Origin of the sequence: Arthrobacter sp. ISL-5, assembly GCF_018613835.1 — a bacterium.
In the GTDB taxonomy this organism is placed as follows: Bacteria; Actinomycetota; Actinomycetes; order Actinomycetales; family Micrococcaceae; genus Arthrobacter.
Genome location: NZ_JAGGPM010000007.1, coordinates 72,837 through 98,703, shown reverse-complemented (window position 1 = coordinate 98,703; position 25,867 = coordinate 72,837). Strand labels below are relative to the sequence as shown.

Sequence of the window (25,867 nt, the reverse complement as noted above, 5' to 3'; positions counted from 1 at the left end):
GCCCTCAGGGCGATGAGATCCCTTTGTTTCCTGCCGGGCGATAATGGACGCATGGCCAAGACACCTGCACAGCGGATCAAGAAGCACGGCGCAAAGGCCGCTGTTCCCCAGCACCATCTGCCTCCGGTGATCAACCCCACCACGGCCCGCACGCCGGAAAAGGCCCAGAACAATGGCAGCCTCATTGTCATAGCCGGCGTCGTGGCCAGCCTGTTCCTGTTCTGGTACCTCCACCTGCTCACGCTGAACCAGCTCACCCAGCTTTCCGGCGGCATGCCCATGCCCGATTCCCTCATCGGCGGCTTCGATGCCGGCTACGTGGAGCAGCTCCGCAGGGCCATGGACGGCGACGCGCGCGGCCAGCTCAACTACATCCACAAGACCGCCGGCACGCTGTTCCCGCTGATCTTCGGTTTCACGTGGCTGCTCCTGATCGGCACGAACGTGGCGAAGAAGGGCCTCCGCTGGGCGCTGTGGTGCGTGCCGCTGCTGTTCGTGGTGGTCCGGCTATGGGGCAATGTGGCCGTTGACTCCATGGTGGCTGCCGTCAACCTCGACGACGGGCAGGTGGCCCTGGCCTCCGGCCTCACGGTTGCCGGCTGGGTGCTGCTGGTGCTGAGCCTGCTGATCGGCGGCGTGTCCGTGTTCGCAGGGCGCCGCGCTCGGAAGCAGCCGTCGCCGGCCTAGGCAGGGCTGCCTTCAGCACGCGCCGCCCGGAGGGCTTTGAGCACCACGCGCTCCTGCCGGACGCGCTGGGCGATCACGAGTCCGGCGGCAGCCAGGCCGATGGTGATGGGGTAGCCCACAAGGCGTTCCACGGTGCCGGGTTCCGGGACGTCCAGCCGAGTGACGCCCGCCGTGAGAAGCGCCGCGGTGGACACCCCTCCTGCGGCCAGGATGAACCATCCCAGCGGCGTCTGGCGCAGCCACAGGATGCCCAGCAGCAGAAGCGCGAAGGCGCCTGCGATGAAGTACGTGACCGCTCCGGCGTAATGCCAGCCCGAGCCCAAATCCTCCGGGACCAGCCCCACGATGACCGTTCCGGCACCGGCCGCCCCGGTCAGGATCCGCGTGGCAACCGCCGCCAGCCACGGCATCTCACCGGTGTGGCTGACCGCAACCCGCACGCCCGGCCTGGCCGCGATCCGCAACAGCGCGGAACTCAGGAGGAGCGCGCCCAGCAGCATCCCCAGGCCCTGCGCCACGAACGACGTGTTCATGAGCACGTGTAGCGGCGAGCAGACGTTGCGACCGTCAAAAACGCCGCAGTTGACGGCGCCCAGGTCGCTGATGAGCCCGGTCCGTCGGCTGTACCGCTCGGGGCCGGCCCAGGCCCCGATCACTGCCGCCTCGGCCACGAAATACTGGACCACGCTGAGCACGGCCCACGCACCGATGTACTGCCGGGTCGAGGCAGTGTCAGGCAGGAAAGTGCCCCGGGCGGACGGTGCTTGAGCTGCGGCGGCCATGCCAAGAGCGTAGTACGCGCCGGCACCTTGTATGCTTGTAATCGTGTTCGAACGGGCCGGCTAAATACCGGCGGCGCCGGACGCCCGCCCTCGTAGCTCAGTGGATAGAGCACGGCTCTCCTAAAGCCGGTGTCGTTGGTTCGATTCCAATCGAGGGCACTTGAATGCGCAGCACAGCTCCGGTCTCCGCGGCTATTTGCTGGGCCCCGGGTCTGAGGGCCGCTGGTCCGTGCAGCGGACCATGGTGGACCGCGCGGCCGGCACCCGCGGAACCTTTTCCGGCGTCGTAACCTTTTCGGAAACGGACGACGACGGCGCGCTGCGCTTCCACGAAGAAGGCACCGTGCGCTGGCCTGCTGCAGGCGAAACCTTCACCGGCCCGGCCACCCGCGACTACGTGCTCAGGCCCACGGACTCCCCCGACGCCTTGGACATGGTGTTTCCCGACGGCCGGCCGTTCCACCGGATGAGCTTCTCCGCGGACGCCAGCCAGGACCGGCACTGGTGTGATCCCGATACCTATCGGGTGACCTATTCGCTCACCGGCCCCGACCAATTCAGCTACGCCTGGGACGTCACCGGCCCCCGAAAGGACCTGCTGCTGGAGTCGGTGCTGCGGCGCCTTCCCGCGGCTGTTTCCCAAGAGAAGCCCGCACCGGACCGGGTAGGCTCGAACCCGTGAATCCGCGCATCGTTGTCTCCGCCGTCTGCGTCTATGACCGGGCCGGCCGGCTCCTGACCGTCCGCAAACGCGGCACGGACAAGTTCATGCATCCCGGCGGCAAGCCGGAACCGGGCGAAACCGCGGTGGAGGCGGCCGCCCGGGAACTCGCGGAGGAAGTGGGGATCGTGGTGGATCCGCGCGAGCTGACGCTCATGGGAGTGTGGCTGGCCGACGCCGCCAACGAGGCCGCCACGGAGATCGAAGCGACGGTCTTCACGGCACCGGGGACGTGGGTGGCCCATCCCTCGGCCGAGATCGCCGAAGTCCGCTGGCTGGACCTGGCCGCGGACCTGCCTGCCGACCTCGCCCCGCTGCTCACGGACCACATCCTTCCGGCCCTGGCCCGCCGCTGACATGAGCTGGCCGCGGACGGCACACGCCGCGGACATCGAGGGGTGAGATCCCGGCACTTTGGTCGAGGCTAAGTGCCGAGAGCTCGCCCCTCGGTGCGGCTGCGGCTTTAGGGCGTCAGAGCTCCGGAACGGCTTCCTCGGCCACGGCGGTTGCCTCGGCAAACTGTGTCCGGTACAGCTCGGCGTATCGCCCGTCGGCGGCAAGAAGCTCGGTGTGCGTGCCGCGCTCCACGATCGAGCCGTCCTCCACCACCAGGATGACGTCCGCGGCGCGGATCGTGGACAGCCGGTGGGCGATCACGACGGCGGTGCGCCCCTCGAGCGCGGCGCCCAGCGCCGCCTGGACGGCGGCTTCGTTCGTGGAATCCAGCGCCGCAGTGGCTTCGTCGAGGATGACCACGCGCGGCTGGGCGATGAGCAGGCGGGCGATGGTGAGCCTCTGGCGTTCGCCGCCGGAAAGCCGGTAGCCGCGCTCCCCCACCACGGTGTCCAGGCCGTCCGGCAGCGAGCGGATCATGTATTCGAGCCGGGCCTGGCGCAGCACGTCCCACATGTCCTCCTCGGTGGCGTCGGGACGGGCCAGCCGCAGGTTGGAGGCGATCGATTCGTGGAACAGGTGCCCGTCCTGGGTGACCATTCCCAGCGTCGCACGCATGGAATCAAACGTCAGGTCGCGGACGTCCAGGCCCCGGCCGGACCCAATGCCAGTGCTGCCCACGCCAGTGCTGCCCATGCCACCGGGGACCGGTCCGCCGAGGCGCACGGCGCCGGAGTCGACGTCGTACAGCCTTGAGAGCAGCTGGGCGATGGTGGATTTGCCCGCACCGGACGAGCCTACGAGGGCCACGGTCTGGCCCGGTTCCACCCGGAAGCTGATGCCGTGCAGCACTTCTTCGCCGCCGCGGGTGTCCAGCGTGGCCACCTCCTCCAGCGAGGCGAGCGAGACCTTGTCCGCGGACGGGTAGGCGAACCTGACGTCGTCAAACTCCACGGCGACAGGGCCCGGCGGGACCTCCCCGGCGTCCGGCTTTTCCCGGATGAGGGGTTCGAGGTCGAGGATCTCAAACACACGTTCGAAGCTGACCAGGGCGCTCATGATCTCCACCCGGGCGTTGGAGAGCGCGGTGAGCGGCGCGTAAAGGCGGGTGAGCAGCAGCGCCAGCACCACCACGTCGCCGGGGGCGAGCTGGCCCGCGATGGCCAGCCAGCCGCCGAGGCCGTAGACGAGCGCCAGGGCCAGCGCCGAAACCAGCGTCAGGGCCGTCACGAACGTGAATTGCAGCATCGCCGTGCGGACGCCGATGTCCCGGACGCGGCCGGCCCGGACGGCGAACTCGCGGGACTCTTCGTCGGGGCGGCCGAAGAGCTTCACCAGGGTGGCGCCCGGTGCGGAAAAGCGCTCGGTCATCTGGGTGCCCATGGCCGCGTTGTGCTCGGCGGCCTCGCGGCGCAGGTCGGCCAGCCGGGAGCCCATCCTCCGGGCCGGAATGAGGAAAATCGGCAGCAGGATCATGGCCAGCACGGTGACCAGCCACGACGTGTTGAGCATGACCACGAGCGTCAGCACCAGGGCCACCACGTTGCTGACCACCCCGGACAGGGTGCCGGCAAACGCCGACTGCGCGCCGATGACGTCGTTGTTGAGCCGGCTGACGAGCGCGCCGGTGCGGGTCCGGGTGAAAAATGCAATCGGCATTCTCTGCACATGGTCGAAGACCCGCGTGCGGAGGTCCACGATGACGCCCTCGCCGATGGTGGAGGACAGCCACCGGCTCACCATGCCGAGAGCGGCCTCGGCCACGGCCACACCGGCGATGAGCGCCGCGAGGCGGATCACTTCGCCGGCGCCCGACCGGGCAACAATGGCGTTCACTACCTGGCCGGCCAGCACCGGTGTTGCCACGGCGAGGAAGGCCATGGCGATGGACACGGCAACGAACGCGATCAGTTTGCCGCGGTGCGGCTTGGCAAAGCCGAGGACCCGCTTCAGTGTCTCCTTGGAGAACGGCTTGGAGCCGCTCTTGGCCCGGGTGATGTTGTACAGCGAGCGCCAGGCCACGCCATCCATGCTCATTGCTTCTGCTCCATCTTGCCTGTCATGAATTCGGTGACCGCGCCGTTGTCCACATTCCAGCGCACGTCGAGCCGGACGTTTTCCAGCAGCCGGCGGTCGTGCGTCACCAGCAGCAGGGCGCCCTCATAGCTTTCCAGCGCCTCTTCCAGCTGTTCGATCGCCGGCAGGTCCAGGTGGTTGGTGGGTTCGTCCAGCACCAGGAGGTTCACGCCGCGGGCCTGCAGGAGGGCCAGGGCCGCACGGGTGCGCTCGCCCGGCGACAGCGAGTCCACGGTGCGGGCGGTGTGGTCCGCCTTGAGCCCGAACTTGGCCAGCAGGGTGCGGACCTCCGCTGGCGTCTGATCAGCCAGCACGGCCTCCACCGCATCCGCGAGTTTCAGGTGGCCGGCCAGCAGCCCCCGGGCCTGGTCGATCTCGCCGACGGCCACGGACGCTCCCTGGGACGCATCACCGGAGTCCGGTTCCTGCACTCCCAGCAGCAGCCGGAGCAGCGTCGACTTCCCGGCACCGTTGGGCCCGGTGATGCCGATCCGCTCGCCGGCATTGAGCTGCAGGTTGACCGGCCCCAGGGTGAAGCTCCCCTGCCGGACCACGGCGTCGCGGAGCGTGGCCACCACGGAGCTGGACCGCGGGGCCTGGCCGATGCTGAACTGCAACTGCCACTCCTTGCGGGGCTCCTCCACAACGTCCAGGCGGGCAATGCGCGATTCCATCTGCCGCACCTTCTGCGCCTGCTTTTCCGACGATTCGGAGCTGGCAGCGCGGCGGATCTTGTCATTGTCCGGGTTTTTCTTCATCGCATTCCGGACGCCCTGGGAGCTCCACTCACGCTGGGTCCTCGCCCGGGACACAAGGTCGGCCTTGGTGCTGGCGAATTCGTCATAGCGTTCGCGGGCGTGCCGGCGGGCGACGGCGCGTTCCTCCAGGAAGGCCTCGTAGCCGCCGTCGTACACGGCCACGGAATTCTGGGCGAGGTCCAGCTCCACGATGGTGGTCACGCAGCGGGCCAGGAACTCGCGGTCGTGCGAGACCAGCACGGCGCCGCCGCGGAGACCCTGCACGAAGGCTTCCAGCCGGGCAAGCCCGTCCAGGTCAAGGTCGTTGGTGGGTTCATCCAGCAGCACGATGTCGAAGCGGCTCAGCAGCAGGGCCGCAAGCGCAACACGCGCCGCCTGGCCGCCGGAGAGCCCGGTCATTTCAGCATCGGGGCCGACGTCCATGCCCAGGTCGGCCAGGACGGGCGGTATGCGCTCGTCCAGGTCCGCGGCGCCTGAGGCCATCCAGCGGTCAAACGCAAGGGAATAGGCGTCGTCGGAGCCGGGCGCGCCCGCGCCCAAAGCCTCGGCCGTGGCTTCCATCTCCTGGGTTGCCTGGGCGGAGCCGGTGCGCCGGGCGATGTACCCGGCGATGGTCTCGCCGGCTATCCGCTCGTGCTCCTGCGGAAGCCAGCCCACGAACGCATCGGCAGGGGCCAGGCTGACACTGCCCTGCTGCGGCTGGTCCACGCCGGCCAACAGCCGGAGCAGCGTGGATTTGCCGGCACCGTTGGCGCCGACCACTCCAACAACGTCCCCGGGGGCCACCGTGAGGGAGAGCTTGGAGAAGAGCGTGCGGTGATCATGACCGCCCGAAAGTTCTTTGGCGACAAGGGTTGCAGTCATTAGTCCATCCTCTCACCGCTGCCCGTATTGGCCGGAAAAATTCCGGCGGGCATGAAAGAACCCGCTGATCCGGACTTGGGGGGTGTACGGACCAACGGGTTCGACCATCTAGCATAGTTGATGCCGCGGGCCGCGTAAAATCGAAGTTGTCCACCGCGAACACCGTGCCATCCCTTCGTTCAGCAGAGAGCGTTCCATGCCACTCCCCGCCAAGGCGTTCCAGCGCTGGCTGCACGGCATAGCACCGGACACCAGCACGGCCGATGTGTGCCGGCTGGCGGGGATCAAGCGCACCACCCTGGCGCAGCAGCTTGTCCGGGGCAAGGTGGCCGAGGCAACCGTCGTGAGCATCAGCCGGGCCTTCAACGCAAACCCCGTCAGTTCCTTGGCCTACTTTGAGACCTATCGCGACCTCGCCGGCCCCCAGGTCCCGCCCACGTCCCACGAACTGGTGAGCCAGATCGCCACCATGGACCTCCTGCGCGCAGTCATCGCCCGCTCCGCGCCGGCCGCGGAGTCAGGAGCGGAATCCCGTGGCGTTGCCGGCGTTGCCGGCACTCCGGCCCCGGAGCACCCGGCACCGGGAGGACAGCCGGCGCTGAGTCCGGCGCCGCACGCAACGTCCGTAAAGAACTGGGTGGACGCGATCGACGACGGCGAACTCCGCCACCGCGTCTCCGCCGCCACGGGCATCGCCCCGCAGAACTACTCGGCACAACTGACCGCAAACCGGATGGCGCCCGAGGTGGCCATCGCCACCTCACGCGCTGCCGGCGTCGGACTCACCGGCGGCCTCGTGGCCACCGGCCTCGTCACAGAAGCCGAGGCCGGCTGGGAGCCCGGGGCCCGCCAAGCGGCCCTCGATATGCTGTCAGACGCCGACCTGACAGTTTTGGCGGGAGACCGGCTCCAGTCGCTCGGGAAAACCCTGCGGCGCCAGGAACAAGACCATCAACAAGCCGAAAAGATCTGGGAGAACCTGGGATGATTGAGATCCTGCAGTGGACCACCCTGATCGCGTGCGGGGCTGCGGCGCTGTCCCGGATCCCGAATCTGGTGCGCAAGAAGAACAGATCGCTGTTTTACGTTCTTGCGCTGATGACCCTGGCCATCCTCCTGAGTATCCAGGGCCCTTATCTGGTAATTGATGGCCTGCTGGGTAGCACGAACTTGGCCAACCTGCTCCTGCGCTTCATCATCTTCGGGGCGATCTATTTCCTGGGCATCCGGATCGCGAACGGCTTCGGAGACGAGCGCGGCCTCCGGCTCATTCAGGGCCATGCCGGCTTGGCAATCCTGGCGGTGATCTCGGTCGCCCTGCTCGTTCTCTTCGCCTTCATGGATACCGAGGGATCGTCCGCGGGGATGATGGCTGTCTACGCCAGGGATGAACGGAACAAGGTCCTCACGGAGTATTACGGGGCTGCCGGCCGCGCCTACCCGGCCTATGTTTGCCTTGCGCTCCTGCCTGCCATGCTGCGCGCGGTGCGCAGCACCCTGCCGGCCCCGCTCCGGATCTCCGCACTCCTGCTGGCCATCGGCGGGATAGCCGTCATCCTCAGCCTGTACTTCCAGGCAATTCCACCTGCGCTGGGCTACCTGACGTACGTCATCAACTACACCGCCATCCTGTGCTTCGTCTTCGGCCTGGCGCTGATCTGGCTGGCCAAGGTCCGGGCGGGGAGGAATACCATGGACCGCACAGGGCGATCCGCGGCACGCAGCTAAGATCAACCCAAACATCCGTTCCGCAGAGAGCGTTCCATGCCCCTCCCCGCGAAAGCCTTCCAGCGCTGGCTGCACGGCATTGCGCCGGACACCAGCACGGCCGATGTGTGCCGGCTGTCGGGCGTCAAGCGCACCACGCTGGCGCAGCAGCTTGTCCGGGGCAAGGTGGCCGAGGCAACCGTCGTGAGCATCAGCCGGGCGTTCGGCGCCAACCCGGTCCGCTCCTTGGCTTACTTCGAGATCTACCACGGCCTTGCGGACCAATCGATCCTGCCCACGCCGCAGGAGCTGGTGAGCCAGATTTCCACTGTGGACCTGCTGCGCGCGGTGATCGCCCGCTCCGGGACCGGGACGGCTCCGCACACCTCCGAAGCACCGCAGGCCGGACTGTTGGCACTCGGCCCGGCGGCGCACGCCACGTCGGTGAAGAACTGGGTGGACGCGATCGACGACGGCGAACTCCGCCACCGCGTCTCCGCCGCCGCGGGCATCGCCCCGCAGAACTACTCCGCACAGCTGACCGCAAACCGGATGGCGCCCGAGGTGGCCATCGCCACCTCACGCGCTGCCGGCGTCGGACTCACCGGAGGCCTGGTGGCCACCGGCCTCGTCACAGAAGCCGAAGCCGGCTGGGAGCCCGGGGCCCGCCAGGCCGCCCTCGATATGATGCCGGACGGCGAGCTGGCCGTTCTGGCCGGAGACCGCCTCCAGGCGATGGGAAAGACACTGCGGCGCCAGGAACAGGACCAGGAACAAACCGACATGATCCTGGAGAACCTCGGATGAGAGAGATCCTGCAGTGGACCACCCTGATCGTCTGCGCGGCCGCCACGGCCGCCCGGATTCCCAGCGCCCTGCGCGGCACGAACCGGTCACTGTTCTTCATCTTCCTCCTTGCCACCGCGGCCGGTGTCCTCAGCCTGGACGTGTTCTACCTCCCGATAGACCGGGCTCTTGGCGGCATCAACCTGGCCAGCTTCCTGTTGCGGCTCATCGTTTTTGCCGCGATTTACCTGGTGGCTTACCGCGTCAGCAGGGCATTTGGCGCCAGGGACGCTTACGCCCTGATTTCCGGACGCATCGGGCTCAGCGTTCTCGGGCTGTTTTCCGCTGCCTTGGTAACGCTCTTTCTGCTGATGGACTTTTCGGCTTCATCCGCGGGTTTGGCGGACACCGGCGGCAGGAGTCAGCGAAATGCTGCTCTGCTGCCTTATTACTGGGCTACAGCGCGGGGCTACCCGACGTACATTTCGCTTGCCCTTCTGCCTTCGCTGGTCCGCACGCTCGGGAGCAGGCTACCTGCGCTCGTCCGCGCGGGGGCGGGTCTCATGGCTGCGGGCGCCGTGGCGACGACGGCGGGATTCCTGCTTGAGTTTGCAGCTCCCGCCTTCGCCCTCGAGCGCCTGGTGGTCAACAACGCGGCCGTGTTGTTCTTCGTGTCGGGACTGATAATGGTGTGGCTAGCCCGGGTCCGGGCAAAGGGGACGGGCGGACTCGGAACGTCATCTACTGACAGGTAGCAACGCGGGATTCACAAAATCATTAGATCGTGAGAGAATCATGAATGTGTGAAAGCAGCTGCTGCCTGGCCCACAAGCCGTGGCGCCTGCCGGATCACACATTGGGGGGATGAGTGGTGGCGGCCGTTGGGGACCGCCCCCACTCAGCCTGTTTAACGGCCGTTTCGCACACCCGTAAGATGGCGAAATAAAAGATGTTTCCAAATGCGTTGCAACGAGTAGTCTCGCGGAGTATCCGGCTCCTGCCGCCGCGTCAAAGCATCTGCACCTGAAGAAGAAGGTCCCGCCATGAACCGCGTCCACTCCCGCCGCACCGCAATCGCAGCCACCCTCGCCGGCCTGGCGCTGGCCCTGTCGGCCTGCGGCGGTTCACAGACGCCGGCCGCCAGCAGCTCGGATACCTCGCTGAGCGATGTGAAATCCAAGGGCGAGCTCGTGATCGCCACCGAGGGCACGTACAAGCCGTTCAGCTTCCACGCGGAGGGAGCGGGTGAACTCACCGGCTTCGACGTTGAAATCGCCAAGGCCGTCGCGGACAAGATCGGCGTGAAAGCCACGTTCCAGGAGACCCAGTTCGACGGCATCTTCGCCGGCCTCGACGCCAAGCGCTTCGATACGATCGCAAACCAGATCTCCATCAACGCCGAGCGCAAGGCCAAGTACGATTTCTCCGCACCCTACACCGTCTCACCCGGCGTGGTCGTGACCAAGGCTGACAACAGCTCCATCACCAGCTTCGAAAGCCTCAAGGGCAAGACCACCGCCCAGTCGCTCACCAGCAACTTCTACAAGCTGGCGGTGGATGCCGGCGCGAACGTCCAGTCCGTGGAGGGCTGGGCGCAGGCCGTGGCGCTGCTCCGTCAAGGCCGGGTGGACGCCGTCGTCAACGACGAACTCACCTACCTCGACTACGCCAAGACCAATCCGGATGCCGGCCTGAAGATTGCCGCCGAAACGGCAGAAAAGTCCGAAAGCGCGTTCGCCTTCCGGAAGGGATCCACGGAGCTCACCGCCGCGGTGGACAAGGCGCTGACTGACCTCCGCGCCGACGGCACGCTGGCCAAGATCTCGGAGAAGTACTTCGGCGCGGACGTCACCAAGTAGATGCCGTTCAACTGGGATCTCGTCTGGAGCTCCTTCGTCCCGATCGTCACGGGAGCCGTCACCGGCACCATTCCCCTGACGCTGGCCTCGTTCGTGCTTGGCCTGGCACTGGCCCTGCTCGTGGCACTCATGCGGCTGAGCCGGACCGCCGTGGTCTCAGGGGCGGCGAGGTTCTACGTGTCGGTGATCCGCGGCACGCCGCTTCTGGTGCAGCTCTTTGTGATCTTCTACGGCCTCCCGAGCCTGGGGGTGAAGCTGGACCCGTGGCCGAGTGCCATCATCGCGTTCTCCCTGAACGTCGGCGGCTATGCCGCCGAAGTGATCCGGGCGGCCATCCTGTCCGTGCCCAAGGGCCAGTGGGAAGCCGGGCACACCATCGGGATGTCCAAGGGATTGGCTTTGCGGCGCATCATCCTGCCGCAGGCCGCCAGAGTCTCCGTGCCGCCGCTGTCCAATACCTTCATTTCCCTGGTCAAGGACACCTCGCTTGCCTCGCTGATCCTGGTGACGGAGCTCTTCCGTAACGCCCAGCAGATTGCGGCCTTTAGCCAGGAGTTCATGGTGCTGTACCTCGAGGCCGCGCTGGTTTACTGGGTCATCTGCCTGGCGCTGTCCACCGGGCAATCCGCCCTCGAAAAGAGATTGGACCGCTATGTCGCCCACTAGCCAGCCCGCGGACAAGAGTACGGACAAGCGGGCCGGTGCCGCGGCCCCGCAGGCCCGGCCTGTGCTGTCCGTCCGCAATCTGGCCAAGGCCTTCGGCAGCAACGTGGTCCTCCGGGACATCGACCTTGACGTGCGCCGCGGGAATGTCGTGGCCCTGATCGGGCCGTCCGGTTCCGGCAAGACCACCGTGCTCCGATCGCTGAACGGACTGGAAACGCCCGACGCCGGGACCGTCACCTTCGCGGATACGGCCACCGGCACGGACCTGGCCTTGGATTTCTCCGCTAAGGTGTCCAAGAAGGACGTCTCAGACCTCCGGGACCGCAGCGCCATGGTCTTCCAGCACTACAATCTCTTTCCCCACATGACCGTGCTGCAGAACGTCATCGAGGGCCCCGTGCAGGTGCAGAAGCGCAAGCGCGCCGAAGCCATAGCCGACGCCGAGAAGCTGCTGGCCCGGGTGGGACTGTCGGACAAGCGAGACGCCTACCCGTTCGAGCTGTCCGGCGGCCAGCAGCAGCGCGTGGGCATCGTGCGCGCCCTCGCCCTGAAGCCCCAGCTCCTGCTCTTCGACGAACCTACCTCGGCCCTGGACCCGGAACTGGTAGGCGAGGTCCTGGGCGTCATCCAGGAACTCGCCGAGGAGGGCTGGACCATGGTGATCGTCACCCACGAGCTCGCCTTCGCCCGCCAGGTGGCGGACGAAGTCATCTTCATGGACGGCGGAGTGGTAGTGGAGCGCGGACCCGCCGCCGAAGTGCTGCGGGCGCCGCGCCAGGACCGCACGCGGCAGTTCGTCCGGCGTCTGCTGCACGAATTCTGACGGCGCGCTTAGCGCGCGAACCGCAGGGTGACCAGCTGGAACGGACGCAGAGTGAGTTCCGCCGAGTCCCGCCCGGCCAGAACTCCCGGCGCGTCGACCGGCCGCTCGAGCAGGTCCACGGCCCGCACTCCGGTCGCGGCGAAGTTGGCGGTGAGCCTGGCGGCGGAGCGTTTGCCGAGCGATTCGTACAGGCGCACCACGACGTCGCCGGACCCGTCCTCGGCCAGCTTGACGGCTTCGATCACCACGGCGTTGTTGTCCACCGAGAAGAGCGGTTCCACCGGGTGTCCGCCCTTGACGATCCGCGGCGCAAGGTTGGCGCGGTAGCCCTCCTCCACGGCCTCCGCGATGCCGGCGCCCGGGCGGATCCAGACGTCCAGCACGTGCCGGCCGCGGTCGGCTTCGGGGTCCGGGAACTTCGCCGCGCGCAGCAGGGAGAGCCGGACGGTAGTGGTGGTGCCGCCGTCGTCCCTGATGTTCCGGGCGACGTCGTGCCCGTACGTGGAGGAATTGGCGATGGCCACACCGTATCCGGGCTCGGCCACGTGGATCCAGCGGTGCGCGCAGATCTCGAACTTTGCAGCCTCCCACGACGTGTTGACGTGAGTGGGCCGGAAGACGTGACCGAATTGCGTCTCCGCCGCTGAGCGGTCCGCCCTGAGGTCCAGCGGGAAGCCCAGCTTGAGCAGCTTTTCGCGCTCCTGCCAGTCCACCTCGGTGGAGATCCCCAGGGAGGCGCTGCCGGCCGCGAGCGTGATGCGCTGTGTGATCCGGGAGGCGCCGAAGAGCCGTTCCACCACGACGACGGCGTCCGTGCCGGGCTGCTCGAGCCGCACCGAGGCTGCCTCGGTCAGGGAGGTAACGTTCCGCCGGTAGAACTCGTCGATGTCCCAGGCATCCCATTCGTTGGGCGTGTCGCGGTGCAGTTCCAGGTGGTTCCCGAACTGTCCCGGGGCGATGGCCTCGCGGCCCCCGGCGTGGTCCCGCAGCGAGGTCAGCAGCCCGTTGTCATCCAGCACGGCGCGGATGATGCCGTTGTCCAGCACGAAGCCGCCGTCCTGCGCCGTAACCCGGACGGCTTCAACGGGCCGGATGGCCGGCGCGGCCGCGAGCGCGGGAACGCCGTTGCGTGCATGCGGGCCGGCGTTGAGCAGGAACTCTTCGTTGCCCTCGCCGAGGACGGCGGCGGCTGCCTGGCCGATGACCGCTTCGAGGCCCTTGGACACGGCGGCGTAATTCCGTTCCGCATCCTGGTGCACCCACGCGATGGCGCTGCCGGGCAGGATGTCGTGGAACTGCTGCAGGAGCACCAGCCGCCACAGCCGCTTCAGTTCGGCCGCGGGATAGGCGAACTGCCCGCCCGAGCGGACCGCCGCTGTGGCACACCACAGTTCGGCTTCCCGGAGCAGGTGCTCGCTGCGCCGGTTGCCCTGCTTGGTGCGGGCCTGGCTGGTGTACGTGCCGCGGTGCAGTTCCAGGTACATCTCCCCCACCCAGACGGGCAGCGCCGTGTACTCGGCCTGGGCCTGTTCAAAGAAGCTGCTGGCGGTCCCGAGCCGGACCTTGGGCGAGCCCTCCAGATCGGCCGCCCGGTGGGCGGCGGCCAGCATTTCGCGCGTGGGTCCGCCGCCGCCGTCGCCGTAGCCGAAGGGAACGAGGGAGATGGTGCCGTGCCCGTGGTCGCGGTAGTTGCGCTCGGCGTGGGCGAGTTCCCTGCCGGTCAGCTCGGAGTTGTAGGTGTCAACGGGCGGGAAATGGGTGAACAGCCGGGTGCCGTCGATCCCCTCCCAGTTGAAGGTGTGGTGCGGCATCCGGTTGATCTGGTTCCACGAGATCTTCTGGGTGAGGAACCACTGGCTGCCGGCGGCCTTGACGATCTGCGGCAGGGCGGCGGAGTAGCCGAATGAGTCCGGAAGCCAGGCTTCCCGGCATTCGACGCCGAACTCGTCAAGGAAGAAGCTCTTGCCTTCGAGGAACTGCCGGGCCATGGCCTCCCCGCCGGGCATGTTGGTGTCGGATTCCACCCACATGCCGCCCACGGGGACGAACTGTCCGGAGCTGACCTTCTCGCGGATGCGCCCGAACAGCTCCGGGTAGAACTCCTTGATCCAGGCCAGCTGCTGCGCGGAGGAACAGGAGAACACAAAGTCGGGATCCTCGTCCATGAGGGCAACCACGTTCGAAAAAGTCCGGGCGCACTTCCGCATGGTCTCCCGGACGGGCCACAGCCAGGCGGAATCGATGTGCGCGTGGCCCGTGGCGAGCAGTTGGTGGGCGGACGCATAGGCGGGCCTGGCCAGCACCTCGGCCAGGGCCGCCCGGCCGGCCGCGGCGGTTCCCGCGACATCGTCCGGATCCATGACGTCCATCATCCGTTCCAGGGCGCGGAGGATCTCGTGGCGCCTGGGCAGTTCCGTTGGCAGTTCGTGCATCAGGCCGCTCAGGGTCCAGACGTCCTGCTGGAGCTCCCACACGGACCGGTTCAGCTCGGCAATGGCGATGCTGCCCAGGCGGTACTGGGGCTGGGTCCCGGCCGTGGCCTTGTCTCCGTAGGGGGTGGCCGCAAAGCTCCAGCCCTGGGCTACGTCGGGGTTGGCTGCCGCCTCAACGTAGAAGTCCACCGCCATGCCGCTGCCCAGGAGCTTCAGCGGAATGTGCTGGTTGCGCGGCGATATCGCCTTGACGATGCTGCCGTCCGGCCGCCAGGCAATACCCTCGCACTGGAACCCTGGGATCTCCGTGGTGAACCCCAGGTCCACCACGATCTCCACCTCGGTGTCCGGGGCAGTACCCCAGGAATCCGGCACCTCGCCCTGGAGCCGAAGCCACTTAGTGCCCCACGGCCGGCCCCAGGGGGCACCGTGTTCCTGCGGCAGGAACTCCTGCCGCAACGCTTCCATCACGGGAACCGGTTCATCCGGGACGTCCCAGCTGGTGAGGGACAGCGGTGTGCTTCGCGTGTAGATCGCTGGGGTGATCCGCTCACGGATAAAGCGGTCGAGACGGACTTCCGTGATCCGGCGGTCGTCGTGCAATGTGTTCCTCTTTAATGCTTGAAGCTGGGGCGCGCAGTGCTGGCTTACGTTGCGGGCATGGGCATCGCGGTCAGCTGGTATCCCGGCAGGCTAACTGCCTTGAAAAGCGGATCAACGTGTCCATTCGATGGATAAAATCTACTGCGTCTAGGTGCAATAGCCAAGGGTCCGGACCCGCTACCGGGGGCAGAGCCGTTACCCGGGCAAGGGCGCGGGCATGGCGATGCGACCGGAGCCTGCGTAAACGTTCAGGCTGGTCCCCCGGCTGAAGCCCGCCAGCGTGATCCCGGTGGACTCGGCGAGCTCGACGGCGAGGCTGGACGGGGCACTTACGGCGGCAAGCACGGGAATTCCCGCCAGCGCCGCCTTTTGCACGAGTTCAAAGGACGCCCGTCCGGACACCTGGAGCACGGTTCCGCTGAGCGGCAGGCGCCGCTCTCGAAGGGCCCAGCCGACCACCTTGTCCACGGCGTTGTGCCGCCCAACGTCCTCGCGCAGGCACAAAAGCCGGGCACCGCCGTCGTCGTCAATGCTGAACAGACCGGCGGCATGCACCCCGCCGGTGGTATTAAAGACGGTCTGCGCCTCCCTGAGGAGGTCCGGCAGGGAGGCGAGCGTTCCGAGAGGCACTGTCAGTGTGTCCTCAGCCGGGTTGAAATGCGAGGACTTCCTGACCGCGTCGATCGAGTCCGTGCCGCAGATGCCGCAGGAACTGGACGTGTACACATGCCGTCCCGTGTCCGGCAATGCGACATCCGGCCTGAGCTGCGCTTCCACCACGTTGAACGTCTGGACGCCATTTTCGTCCTCCCCCGCACAGAACCTCAGCGAGATCAGCTGATCCGGGTTCCAGATGACCCCCTCGGACACCAGGAACCCCGCCACCAGATCGAAGTCGTCCCCGGGGGTGCGCATGGTCACGGAGTAGGAAAGATCACCCAGCCGGATCTCCAGGGGCTCCTCCACGGCCAGCACGTCTTCCCGGTGCCGGACGGGAAATTCCAGTGCCGCCGGCGAGCCGTCCAGGACGTAGCGGTGCACCTTGCGTCGTTGCGTCACGCGCCCCATGGGACCACTCCTGCTGATTGGCTGTTCATGCCTCCATCATTGCAAGCGAGGCGGCTGTACACCAACGTTCCCCGGCTCAGTCCAGCAGCGCGCTCCAGTCCACGGGGCCGTCCTGCGCTGCCGGTTTGCCGGCCGACCTGCTTCCCGCTTTCCGGGCCGGCGCCTTCGGCTTGGATTCTGTTTTCTTGGGTTCGGGGATGTCCGGCCCCCACGGCAGGGCGAAGGCAGGGACCATTTCGCCCAGCTGCACACCGTGCGGCGGGACCACCATGACGCCGTCGGCAGACGCCAGGCCCCGCATCATGCCCGGGCCCGTGTGCTGGGCGGGCGAGGCCATGCCGTAGAGGAGCCGGAACGGCATGAGGCGTGCCCTGCCGGGGTCGGGGTCGATCATGGTTCCGCAGGGGACGTCCCGCACGGGCGGCATGGCCCCGTGGCCCAGTGCGGCCAGTAGCGGCGCGCCCACGGTGGACAGCGCCATCATGGCCGCCAGCGGGTTCCCCGGCAGCCCCAGCACAAAACGACCGTCCGGCAGCTCGGCAAGGACGGCCGGGTGTCCCGGCCGCATGGCCACCCCGTCGATCACCAGCCGTCCGCCGAGTTCCGCAACAGCACGCCTGAAATGGTCGGTTCCGGACCGTCCGGTGCCCCCGGTGGTGATCACGACGTCGGGTGGAAGGGCGGATGCCGCGGCGTCACCGGGGATGGCGTCACCGGCGTCCTCGAGCGCTGCAAGCCATTCGCCGTAGCTGTCCCCGATCCGGAGCTGTTCGGTGCAGAGCCCGCCCAGCATTTCCACCACCGACGCCAGCTGCGGGCCGAAGGTGTCCCGCACCTGTCCCGGGACCGGCAGGCCGTGGTCCACCACCTCAGCGCCAGTCAGAACAAGCTTCACCACCGGCTTGCCGAGGACCTCAACGTCGTCGTAGCCGGCGAGGGCAGCCAGGGCCAGCTGGGCGGGATTCAGCGTTGCGCCGGCCTTCACCAGCACTTCACCGGCGGTGGCCTCTTCGCCGGCATTGCGGATATGCTGGCCATTCCGGGGTTCGCCGGGCCGTGCCGTGCCGCCCAGGGCCAGCACGGGCAGGCCCTCTTCGTCCGTGGACATGACGCCGCTTTCGCTGCGGAGCACGGCTTTGGCGCCCGGCGGTATAAGTCCACCCGTCACAATGACGCTCGCCTGGTGCGGCGCCAGCCGCTGCCCGGGGTCGGCCAGGATCCAGGGCCCTGCGCCGTTGACGGCCCATCCGTCCATCGCGGAGGACGCATAGTGGGGCATGTCCTGCAGTGCGGTGATGTCGGCAGCCAATGTCCGTCCCAACGCATCATGCAGCGGAACGGGGCCGGGAGGGATGGGCGACGCACAGTCAAAGGCTGCCTGCCGGGCCTCTTCCCAAGTGTGTGCCAGGTGCCTGGCGGGCGCGTCAGCCTCCGGAGCGGCGTCGGCGGAAGGGGGATCGGAAGGGGCGGTCATTCCCCCGGTGTCCCGCTGGGAGCCGGAACGCCGGCTGTCCCGTCCGCGGCGGACGGAACAGCGGTGCCCTGCGGCTCGTCGGCCGCGTACGACTGGGACAGGGAGCGGGCCACGTCCATGGCGGCCTTCATCGACGAGGAATCAGAGGCCTGGCCCGAACCGGAAGCAAGGCCGGCGGCAAACCCGGCAATGAAAGTGGTCAGCGGAGCGGCCGGCCGTACCACCGAGTGCGCAGCAACCCCGGCGAGGGACAGTACCTCGTTGATGTCCACCTCCACATCCTCGAGCTCAAAAGCCCGCAGCAGAAGCCGGCACCACTCTTCAAGGGTTTCGTCCTGGCTTTTCATGCCTGCCTCCAAAACTCGACTGCTGCCGCGGCCCTGCGGATGCGAATCATTGCTCCCGCGCGGCCACTCCTAGTGCGGCGGCATCGTCCCAGGTATCCACGTCATCGGTGGAGCCGGCAGGGACGGTGACAGCCTGCACGTCAAGCCTAGCAAGGAGAGCGAAAACTGACCCATGCATCAGCGTACCGCCGGCCTCGGCGTCGTCGACGGCGCGTTGTAGCGCAGCTGTGCGGTAAAACCCGGCCAGCGGCTGCAGCCGTCCGTCCGGGGATGAGGCCATGACGCTGCCGGAGCCTGCGGCAGCGGCCGCCTCCCGGAGCGCACGGACAGCGTCGGCCGCCCGCGGCATGTCACAAGCCAGGACCAGGACCATCACAGCATCGCCCTCGCCTGCGGCCCGGGCCCGCCGGAGGCCGGCCAGTCCTGCGGCGATGGCCGCCGCCGGTCCGGCGAACGGCGGTTCCTCACGGCAGCTCAGCACGCCGGCCGGGAGGCCGGCCGGTTCCGGGCCCACGACCACGATGCGCCGCGCGCCCCCGGCGGCCGCTACCGACCGCTCGAGGAGCGTGGCGCCGTCGTATATCAAGCCGGACTTGGGCGTGCCGCCCAAGCGGGAGGAACGGCCGCCGGCCAGCACTATTGCGTCAAAGTCCACGTACCCAGCGTAATGCGGCGCAGGTCAGGCGGCAGTCTCCGGAAGCAGGAAGGGATCCCACGCCGGCGTGGGCTTCTCCAGTTCCTTGATCTGCCAGATTGTGCCCACGGGGGGCGCTGGCACGAACCGGAGCTTCCAGCCCATCTCGCCGGGGGTGTGGTCACCCTTGACGTTGTTACAGCGGAGGCAGGCCGCGACGAGGTTCTCCCAGGAGTCGGCACCGCCCCTGGACTTCGGCTGGACATGGTCTATGGTGTGTGCTGCCTTGCCGCAGTAGGCGCACCGGTGACCGTCCCGGCGGAGGACGCCGCGGCGGCTCACGGCGGTGATCATGTTGTACCGCGGCCGGATGTAGCGGTTGAGGAGAATCACGGACGGACGGCCCATGATGTCCTGCGGCCCGACGACAGGATCGTCGCCTTCGGCCACCACGCTTGCTTTTCCGGTGAGCACAAGGACCAGCGCCCGGCGGAAGGTGACTACCGCCAGCGGTTCATATCCAGCATTCAGAACGAGAGTGCGCATGCACATACCTCTTCACGGCCGCACCCGGCAGAGGCGCGAGGGCCGGCTGCCCTCTGCTTGTCCGGGCTATGGATCGACACCACAAGAGTAAACACTCACGGGGCAGATGAGCGAATCGGGGGTGCGGACGGCCGTCCCGTGTCGGACCGGAATTCGCAGAGGGAACGCAAAAGGACCCCTGCCGCAGTGGCAGGGGTCCCTTCTAAGCGTTGGGCTTTTAGCCTTAGCCGCCGACGCGGATGAAGACCGGGCCGGAGCCGACGTTGACGCTGAACAGTGCTGTGGTTCCGCCGTTCCAGCCACCGTGCACAGCCTGGCCGTTGCCGACGTAAACCGCGATGTGGGCCATGCCCATGCCGCCGTTTTCGTAGTAGGCGAGGTCGCCCGGCTGGGCCTCAGCGGCGCTGACCGTCCGGCCGAGGGACAGGTAGCCTGCCGGCCAGCCGTGGTAGTTGATGCCCACGGCGGCGAGGGCGTTGGTTGCCAGCGCGGTGCAGTCCTGCGCAACACCCAGCTGCGCGTAGGCAGCGGCGGCGATCGAGGCGCCCTTGCCGCTGGCGGCAGAGGTCTTCGGCGCGGAGGCCGTGACGGCGGCGTTGGCTTCTACTGCCGGAGCAGCTTCCTGAACCTGGACGACGGGCTTGGGAGCCTCGACGACGGGAGCCGGCGTGGTGGAAACAGCAGGCTTCTCGTAGGAGATGGCGATGCTGGAGGCGGCGGAAATGGTTGCCGGCGCAGCGGACTGAACTTCCAGGGCGGAGGCAGGCACCGATTCGCGCTGAACGTTGGTCTCAGCGGCGTTGGCGGCGATGCCGCTGGTCAGAACAAGTCCGGAAGCGGCAGCGATAACTGCAGCCTGGCGGCCTACTCCACCGGCGTTGTCGCCGACAGCCTTGGCAATGACGGCCAGCGAGTTGGTCTTGGTGACCTCGGCGCGGTGGCGTGCAATGGTCGCACGTGTAGTCATGGTTTCTCTCTTTCGTGTTCCACGGTCCGCGGTAGCAGGCCGTGGTTTAGCGACGCGCCGGCATCTTGGGGGTATGCCGGATCGTCTCGAATGGGGTTCTTAGCGAAGGGTGTAAAACGAAGAAGTGCCCGTGGCGGACACTGCGTGCAGGATTGTGCCCTGCGAGGGGTTCAGCGCGCTGATCATCATGCCGTTGCCGACGTAGATGCCCACGTGGGCGCCGCCGTTCTGCATGACCAGGTCGCCGGGGGCGGGCGTTGAGGTGGGCGTCATGGCGTTCCACGCATTGACGCGGGGAATGCTGATGCCGGCCTGCGCGTAGACCCACTGGGTGAAGCCGGAGCAGTCCCAACCGCTGGGAGTGGTGCCGCCCCAGACGTACGGGCTGCCGATTCCGGTGTAGGCGATGCCTGCCAGCCCCGAAGCCGCAGCGGACTTCGCGGCGTCGGTCAACTTGTCAGCCTTCGCGGTGATGGACCCTTCAGCCGCGCTCTCGTCGCTGGACTGCGCGGCGAGGGTTTCGGTGACGGGGGCGGCCTCGGTGGTGACGGCGGGACGCTCGAAGGAGACAGTTGCGGTGGGCGCGGCGGTCACAGCAAGCTGTGCAGCCTGTGAACCGGACTCCGCGGAGGCGGAGACACCGATATTGGCGTCGGCGGCGTTAGCCGGCATGCCAATGCTCAGGATGAGCCCTGAAGCAGCTGCGATAACAGCTGCCTGGCGACCTACTGTGCCGGCGTTGACGCTTACTGCCTTGGACACGGAGTCCAACGGGTTCATACGAACCGTTTGCGCACGGTGGCGCGCAAGATTGTGGCGTGAAGACACGAAGGTAGCCTCTCCCAATGCCTACGAGGTGAGCTGTCGGATTCGGATGGGAGTCACCCGGCCGCTCGGCTTCCTGGGAAGCTTTGCGACTTAACCCCAAGGTCTTCTTGCGAAGACCAAAATTGGTTCCCCCGCCCCTGCCAGACGATGTAATGCGAACGGACCTTGAGCGGTGGCAGAGTTAGGCAATCCACTCAAGAGCGTCAACTTCGGAAAAGTTGACGCGCTTTAGACGGTACAGCAGTTGGGAGTGAATGTCACATTCAGGTCACGGCGTGTCACAAGAATGAGAGAGCACTCCATCGGCTTGGCTTAGAGCCAGCCGGTGGGGTCAACGACGTCGCCGTTGACCATCACCTCGAAGTGGAGGTGGCAGCCGGTGGAGGCGCCGGTGGTCCCGCTGAGGGCCACCACATCGCCCCTGTTGACCTTCTGGCCGACCTGGACGCTGGATGACGACAGGTGGTTGTAGGTGGTCTCCAGGCCGTTGCCGTGGTCGATGACAACGCGGTTGCCGCCGCCGTAGGGGTGCCAGCCGGCGAAGGTCACCGTGCCGCTGGCGGCTGCAAACACAGACGTGCCGCACTCGGCCGCAAAGTCCTGGCCGCGGTGGAACTCACCCACGCCGCCCGTAATGGGGCTCACACGGTAGCCAAAGGGCGAGGACTTGATCAGGGTTTCGAGAGGCGAGCCGAGGCTGCCGGTTGACGCCTCCCGGGAAATGCTGCCCGCGGACTGAGCACTCAGGAGCTGCTTGAGTTTGCCGTCGGGATCACCCTGGGTGGATACGGAAGTGCGGCTGAAATCCACCTGGGCGGCAGCTTCAGCGGAGACTTCCGGCTGGGCGGGCGAGGCAAGGGAAGCGGACGTTGAGCCCTGCTCCCCAGTGGCCATGACGGGGCTGGTGGCAGGAACGGTAACGGTCAGCAGAAGACCAGTGGCCGCGAGGGCGACTCCGGCTTTCTGGCCGACTCCGCTGGCTGCGGCAAAGTCCGTGACTTGGCGGAACGGGCCGCGGCGCCGCCGGGCTTCGCGCTGCGCATCCCTGGGGCGGTCCGCGGAGAAGGCTTCGGGGAGGCGCGGCTCCGTAGCGGGACCTGTCGCGCGGCGGCGGCCCCGGGCATGCTGCATGGTCAAGAACTGTTTCCTCTCTGGATAGCCTGCGAAGTTAGCTGTCGGATTCGGGTCAGAGAGATCTTCGACCCGGTCCGCCGTGACAAGCTTTTCGGCACAGGAGTATCCCGGGAGATTCCTTCTGCGGAAAGTGGCTTGCTGCTGCGGACTTCACCCCAAGGCTGTTTTTCAACAGCCGCTTGTGGTTCCCCCGCCTCTGCCATTAGGTGACTCGTGCTACTGATCCGCTGGCAGAGTTCGGCTCCAGATCAGGTAACGCTTTAGTATCGGCGCTGCTTTTTAACTATAGGTGATTAAGCTGCGCAGTAATAATTCCGTTATCTTGCCTGTGCAAAAGTCGTAGGGCATCCTGCCACCTGATGTCAGACAACCTGCGTACTCTGCGGCTTTAGCTTACGCGAACGAAGACGTGGGCGGCCACTTCGGGTGGCAGCTCCAGCGCGCCTTCGAACCCGGGGACGCGCACGGAGATGTACTCCCCCACGCGCTCGAGCGACACCGAGGCCCCGGGACGGATTCCGCCTTCGTCCAGCTGGACCAGCAGTTCAGGCTCAACCTGGATCGGTTCCGCCAGCCTGCTGACGGTCACGCGGGAGTCCGGCCCGTAGCCGGCCATTGCGTCGAGGAGGTTCAGAACCCCGTCCGAGAAGGCATGCGACGGCTGTCCGCCGAGCGCCGCCAGCCCGGGAATCGGATTGCCGTAGGGCGACTCCGTCGGATGGTTGAGCAGTTCGAATATCCTGCGCTCCACCCGTTCGCTCATGACGTGCTCCCAGCGGCAGGCTTCGTCGTGGACGTACGCCCAGTCCAGGCCGATGACATCGGCGAGGAGCCGCTCGGCAAGGCGGTGCTTGCGCATGACTTCGGTGGCGCGCTTCCGGCCGGCTTCGGTCAGTTCGAGGTGACGGTCGCCGGAAACAACCACCAGCCCGTCGCGTTCCATTCTGCCGATGGTCTGGGACACCGTGGGCCCGGAGTGGCGAAGCCGTTCGGCGATTCGTGCCCGGAGCGCCACGATGTTCTCTTCTTCAAGCTCCAAAATGGTCCGAAGATACATCTCCGTGGTGTCGATCAGATCCGTCATTCAGCTCAGCTCCTCGAGCACAGTACTTTGTGTCCGTCCCACCGTACCGCGGGCCCACCGTACCGGGCTCCGGCAACCTGCCCGCGGTCGCGATTCGACGGCGGAACAACACCGGCATTCGCGCCCGCACGTCCACTCAAAGCTTAGCCTATTTTGAATTACTCCGGATAATTCCCGGATGTGCCCGGACCCGTCTCAATGACTGGACTGTGACGGGTGCGTTTCCCGGGATTTCCGGGTCTCAGGCAGAATAAAGGGGGCCTTCCCGGGCAGCCGCGCCTGCCCGCCGGTCATCCATTGACCCCGCCGAACCGCATGTCCATGCCGACAATTGGAGCCACTGTGAGCGACACCAGCATCAGTATCCCAGCAAACCTCCTGCCCAAGGACGGACGGTTCGGCGCCGGACCCTCCAAGGTCAGGCCCGAGCAAATCGAGGCACTGTCCGCAGCCGCCACAACACTCCTGGGAACGTCGCACCGCCAGGCGCCGGTCAAGAACCTGGTCGGTTCCGTCCGTGAGGGCCTCAGCACTTTCTTCCGGGCTCCCGAAGGCTACGAAGTGGTCCTCGGTGTGGGCGGATCGACCGCGTTCTGGGATGTGGCCAGCTTTGGCCTGGTGGAGCAGAAGGCGCAGCACCTGTCCTTCGGCGAGTTCGGCTCCAAGTTCGCCGCAGCCACCAATAAGGCCCCGTTCCTGGCGGAATCCTCCATCATCAAGTCCGAGCCGGGAACATGCCCGGCTCCGCGGGCCGAGGCCGGGGTGGACGTCTACGCCTGGCCGCAGAACGAGACCTCCACCGGCGTTGCCGCTCCCGTGCAGCGCGTGAACGGCGCCGACGCCGGCTCCCTGGTGCTCGTGGACGCCACGTCCGCTGCCGGCGGGCTGGACGTCGACGTTGCCGAGACGGACGTCTACTACTTCGCGCCGCAGAAGAACTTCGCCTCCGACGGCGGCCTGTGGCTTGGCCTGTTCTCCCCCGCCGCACTGGAGCGTGCCGCCCGGATCAAGGCCAGCGGCCGCTGGATTCCGGACTTCCTGGACCTGCAGACCGCCATCGACAACTCCAAGCTGAACCAGACGTACAACACGCCGGCCCTGGCAACGCTGGTCACGCTGGATGCCCAGGTGCAGTGGCTCAATTCCAACGGCGGCCTCGACTTCGCAGCCGGCCGCACCGCCGATTCTGCGGGCCGCATCTACAAGTGGGCCGAAGCCTCCGAGTTCGCCACGCCGTTCGTGGCCAACGCCGCGGAACGCTCCAACGTCATCGCCACCATCGATTTCGATGACTCCATCGATGCTGCGGCCATCGCCAAGGTGCTCCGCGCAAACGGCATCGTGGACACGGAACCGTACCGGAAGCTGGGACGCAACCAGCTGCGCATTGCCACCTTCGTGGCGATCGAGCCTTCGGATGTCTCCGCCCTGCTCGAATGCATCGACTACGTGGTGGGCGAGCTGAAGAAGTAGCCCCATTCCCTCAGATAAGCGGTGGCGCCTTTGGGCGTCAGCGTTCGACGGCGTCGTCCGGGCTTGCGTCCCGGCCGGCGCCGTTTGCCGTTCCGGCCTGGGGGTCCGCTCCGGCCATCGAGACGAGCCGCAACCGGGGCAGGCCCGCGGCTGACGGTTCACCCGGACCCGCACATAGCGCAGGCCTTCCCTGATGCGGCCTTTGGCCGCCGCCGCCCTGGGCAGCGGCCTGAGTGACGCCGTCGGGATTTTCCACAGGCTGGCCAGCAGCGCCAGGAACGTGACGGTGTTGATCAGGAACACCCACCCCGGCCCCACCGCGACCGTGAGGACGCCAGCCACGGCCGGTCCGATCATCCGGGCAAGGGTCCCAGCTGGAGCGCCGTGGTGACGCCCATGGCGCCGGCGTCGTGCGCGGTCAGGTGGTCAAAGACGAGCCAGTCCTGCGCGGTCCGCTGCACCCACGTCCCGATGTTGGAGATGAGCGCGCCGATGAACCAGATGCGGTAGTTGAGGATATGCAGGGATCTGAAGCTGGACATCATGGCCGGCCTTCGGAGAACTCAATCCCGGATGATCCCAACGGTGCGATCAGCCCCGCCAGTGAGTCTCCGGGAGGCTGTCAGGGTCGGCGGCCGCCTCATCCTGGACCGCTTCGTCAGCGGCCTCGCCGGCCGCCGCGGAAGTCCCGCCGCCAGCCGCGGCAGCGCTTTCCTCGGCAGCGTTCTCCTCGGGAGCGCCGTCCTCAGGCGCGTCCTCCTCGCGGGCGTCCTCGGGGCGGACCCGCTCGGCCCACGGCACCCACTCCGGCGCGAGGATTGAGTCCTCGGAGGGGAGCAGGCCGAGTTCGTTCACGGTGATCACCTTGGACCGCGAGTTGCGGGTCAGGACGGCGTACCACTGCCAGCCGCCATAACCGGGCAGCCGCGATTCAAAGAGGTGCGTCACCACGCGGTCGCCCTCGGTGCGGGCAGCCAGGTGCTCGCCGATTTCGGACGCCTTCGCAATGCCTTCGACGGCGGCCCTGGCGACGTCCACGGCCGCAGCCAGCACGGCGTCCGGTTTGCCCGTGCGCCACACAGGGACGCCGGCGCGCCGTTTGGGCGCTTTGGACTCCGCCTTGGCTTCGGCCTGTTCAGGTTCCGGGTTCATCAG

The 25,867-nt window shown here is 67.2% G+C and carries 25 protein-coding genes, 1 tRNA gene, 1 pseudogene and 2 riboswitches; of the genes and pseudogenes, 12 read left to right on the top strand and 15 right to left on the bottom strand.

All coding sequences use genetic code 11. The annotated features are described in order from the left end of the window. The first annotated feature begins 51 nt into the window (after positions 1-51). Complete coding sequence (locus tag J7I89_RS04420; protein WP_214967629.1) at positions 52-687, top strand: hypothetical protein; 636 nt, start codon at positions 52-54, stop codon at positions 685-687. On the opposite strand, the gene J7I89_RS04415 is transcribed toward J7I89_RS04420, so the two are convergent. Next, the gene (locus tag J7I89_RS04415) at positions 684-1,469 is read right to left on the bottom strand and encodes a DUF998 domain-containing protein (protein WP_214967627.1); all 786 of its coding nucleotides are present in this window, start codon (positions 1,467-1,469) and stop codon (positions 684-686) included. The two genes, J7I89_RS04420 and J7I89_RS04415, sit on opposite strands and share 4 nt — an antisense overlap. Before the next feature lie 86 nt (positions 1,470-1,555). Between J7I89_RS04415 and J7I89_RS04410 the strand changes: the two genes are divergently transcribed. The 3 genes from J7I89_RS04410 (at position 1,556) to J7I89_RS04400 (ending at position 2,546) form a co-directional block, all read left to right on the top strand. Further along, positions 1,556-1,628 (top strand) — tRNA-Arg (locus J7I89_RS04410). A gap of 1 nt (position 1,629) precedes the next feature. Beyond that, positions 1,630-2,151: a DUF6314 family protein gene (locus J7I89_RS04405; protein ID WP_214967625.1), complete on the top strand. Its 522-nt coding sequence runs from the start codon at positions 1,630-1,632 to the stop codon at positions 2,149-2,151. Then, positions 2,148-2,546, top strand: coding sequence for an NUDIX domain-containing protein (locus J7I89_RS04400; protein WP_214967623.1), 399 nt, complete (start codon positions 2,148-2,150; stop codon positions 2,544-2,546). The genes J7I89_RS04405 and J7I89_RS04400 overlap by 4 nt, the downstream gene beginning before the upstream one ends. 115 nt (positions 2,547-2,661) lie before the next feature. On the opposite strand, the gene J7I89_RS04395 is transcribed toward J7I89_RS04400, so the two are convergent. Next, positions 2,662-4,620 (bottom strand): ABC transporter ATP-binding protein, encoded by a 1,959-nt coding sequence (locus tag J7I89_RS04395; RefSeq protein WP_214967621.1) that lies wholly within the window; start codon positions 4,618-4,620, stop codon positions 2,662-2,664. Beyond that, positions 4,617-6,281: an ABC-F family ATP-binding cassette domain-containing protein gene (locus tag J7I89_RS04390; protein ID WP_214967620.1), complete on the bottom strand. Its 1,665-nt coding sequence runs from the start codon at positions 6,279-6,281 to the stop codon at positions 4,617-4,619. The genes J7I89_RS04395 and J7I89_RS04390 overlap by 4 nt, the downstream gene beginning before the upstream one ends. Before the next feature lie 196 nt (positions 6,282-6,477). On the opposite strand from J7I89_RS04390, the gene J7I89_RS04385 reads away from it, so the two are divergent. The 7 genes from J7I89_RS04385 (at position 6,478) to J7I89_RS04355 (ending at position 12,122) form a co-directional block, all read left to right on the top strand. Then, positions 6,478-7,269 (top strand): hypothetical protein, encoded by a 792-nt coding sequence (locus J7I89_RS04385; RefSeq protein ID WP_214967618.1) that lies wholly within the window; start codon positions 6,478-6,480, stop codon positions 7,267-7,269. Next, positions 7,266-8,009 carry a hypothetical protein gene (locus J7I89_RS04380; protein ID WP_214967616.1) on the top strand — a complete coding sequence of 248 codons (744 nt, stop codon included), beginning with the start codon at positions 7,266-7,268 and terminating at the stop codon, positions 8,007-8,009. The genes J7I89_RS04385 and J7I89_RS04380 overlap by 4 nt, the downstream gene beginning before the upstream one ends. A 36-nt stretch (positions 8,010-8,045) precedes the next feature. Next, positions 8,046-8,795 (top strand): hypothetical protein, encoded by a 750-nt coding sequence (locus J7I89_RS04375; RefSeq protein ID WP_214967615.1) that lies wholly within the window; start codon positions 8,046-8,048, stop codon positions 8,793-8,795. Further along, positions 8,792-9,529: a hypothetical protein gene (locus J7I89_RS04370; RefSeq protein ID WP_214967613.1), complete on the top strand. Its 738-nt coding sequence runs from the start codon at positions 8,792-8,794 to the stop codon at positions 9,527-9,529. The genes J7I89_RS04375 and J7I89_RS04370 overlap by 4 nt, the downstream gene beginning before the upstream one ends. A gap of 288 nt (positions 9,530-9,817) precedes the next feature. After that, a complete protein-coding gene (locus J7I89_RS04365) occupies positions 9,818-10,633 on the top strand; it encodes an amino acid ABC transporter substrate-binding protein (RefSeq protein WP_214967611.1) in 816 nt (271 codons plus the stop codon). After that, positions 10,634-11,299 (top strand): amino acid ABC transporter permease, encoded by a 666-nt coding sequence (locus J7I89_RS04360; protein WP_214967609.1) that lies wholly within the window; start codon positions 10,634-10,636, stop codon positions 11,297-11,299. Next, positions 11,286-12,122 carry an amino acid ABC transporter ATP-binding protein gene (locus J7I89_RS04355; protein WP_251044912.1) on the top strand — a complete coding sequence of 279 codons (837 nt, stop codon included), beginning with the start codon at positions 11,286-11,288 and terminating at the stop codon, positions 12,120-12,122. Before J7I89_RS04360 ends, J7I89_RS04355 begins: the two co-directional genes overlap by 14 nt. Before the next feature lie 8 nt (positions 12,123-12,130). Here the strand turns inward: J7I89_RS04355 and J7I89_RS04350 are convergent, their stop codons facing one another. The 10 genes from J7I89_RS04350 to J7I89_RS04310 all read right to left on the bottom strand — a co-directional run bounded on the left by J7I89_RS04350 (position 12,131) and on the right by J7I89_RS04310 (position 23,239). Continuing rightward, entirely contained in the window at positions 12,131-15,157 is a 3,027-nt protein-coding gene (locus tag J7I89_RS04350) for a glycoside hydrolase family 38 C-terminal domain-containing protein (protein WP_214967608.1), read from the bottom strand. Positions 15,158-15,352: 195 nt separating this feature from the next. Beyond that, complete coding sequence (fdhD, locus tag J7I89_RS04345; protein ID WP_214967606.1) at positions 15,353-16,225, bottom strand: formate dehydrogenase accessory sulfurtransferase FdhD; 873 nt, start codon at positions 16,223-16,225, stop codon at positions 15,353-15,355. A 76-nt stretch (positions 16,226-16,301) separates the two neighbouring features. Next, positions 16,302-17,699, bottom strand: coding sequence for a molybdopterin molybdotransferase MoeA (locus J7I89_RS04340; protein ID WP_214967604.1), 1,398 nt, complete (start codon positions 17,697-17,699; stop codon positions 16,302-16,304). Next, on the bottom strand, positions 17,696-18,046 hold the full coding sequence (locus J7I89_RS24990; protein ID WP_251044911.1) for a DUF6457 domain-containing protein: 351 nt from the start codon (positions 18,044-18,046) through the stop codon (positions 17,696-17,698). Before J7I89_RS24990 ends, J7I89_RS04340 begins: the two co-directional genes overlap by 4 nt. A gap of 46 nt (positions 18,047-18,092) precedes the next feature. After that, positions 18,093-18,701, bottom strand: a complete 609-nt coding sequence (locus tag J7I89_RS24985; protein WP_308159802.1) for an NTP transferase domain-containing protein — start codon at positions 18,699-18,701, stop codon at positions 18,093-18,095. A gap of 24 nt (positions 18,702-18,725) precedes the next feature. Continuing rightward, positions 18,726-19,226: an HNH endonuclease gene (locus J7I89_RS04330; protein WP_056627728.1), complete on the bottom strand. Its 501-nt coding sequence runs from the start codon at positions 19,224-19,226 to the stop codon at positions 18,726-18,728. 223 nt (positions 19,227-19,449) lie between these two features. Further along, a complete protein-coding gene (locus J7I89_RS04325) occupies positions 19,450-20,193 on the bottom strand; it encodes an NlpC/P60 family protein (RefSeq protein ID WP_214967602.1) in 744 nt (247 codons plus the stop codon). A gap of 99 nt (positions 20,194-20,292) precedes the next feature. Beyond that, positions 20,293-20,973: a C40 family peptidase gene (locus tag J7I89_RS04320; RefSeq protein WP_214967600.1), complete on the bottom strand. Its 681-nt coding sequence runs from the start codon at positions 20,971-20,973 to the stop codon at positions 20,293-20,295. A gap of 52 nt (positions 20,974-21,025) precedes the next feature. After that, a riboswitch (cyclic di-AMP (ydaO/yuaA leader) is annotated at positions 21,026-21,219 on the bottom strand. A gap of 114 nt (positions 21,220-21,333) precedes the next feature. Then, on the bottom strand, positions 21,334-22,152 hold the full coding sequence (locus J7I89_RS04315) for a M23 family metallopeptidase (RefSeq protein ID WP_214967725.1): 819 nt from the start codon (positions 22,150-22,152) through the stop codon (positions 21,334-21,336). 11 nt (positions 22,153-22,163) lie between these two features. Continuing rightward, positions 22,164-22,408, bottom strand: a riboswitch (cyclic di-AMP (ydaO/yuaA leader). Positions 22,409-22,543: 135 nt separating this feature from the next. Beyond that, a complete protein-coding gene (locus J7I89_RS04310; RefSeq protein WP_214967598.1) occupies positions 22,544-23,239 on the bottom strand; it encodes a metal-dependent transcriptional regulator in 696 nt (231 codons plus the stop codon). Positions 23,240-23,581: 342 nt separating this feature from the next. Between J7I89_RS04310 and serC the strand changes: the two genes are divergently transcribed. Next, positions 23,582-24,712, top strand: coding sequence for a phosphoserine transaminase (serC, locus tag J7I89_RS04305; RefSeq protein ID WP_214967597.1), 1,131 nt, complete (start codon positions 23,582-23,584; stop codon positions 24,710-24,712). Positions 24,713-24,862: 150 nt separating this feature from the next. Here the strand turns inward: serC and J7I89_RS04300 are convergent. Further along, positions 24,863-25,254: pseudogene (locus J7I89_RS04300) on the bottom strand (MFS transporter); the annotation flags it as partial. A gap of 49 nt (positions 25,255-25,303) precedes the next feature. Beyond that, positions 25,304-25,864: a DUF3027 domain-containing protein gene (locus tag J7I89_RS04295; protein WP_214967595.1), complete on the bottom strand. Its 561-nt coding sequence runs from the start codon at positions 25,862-25,864 to the stop codon at positions 25,304-25,306. Positions 25,865-25,867: the final 3 nt, after the last annotated feature.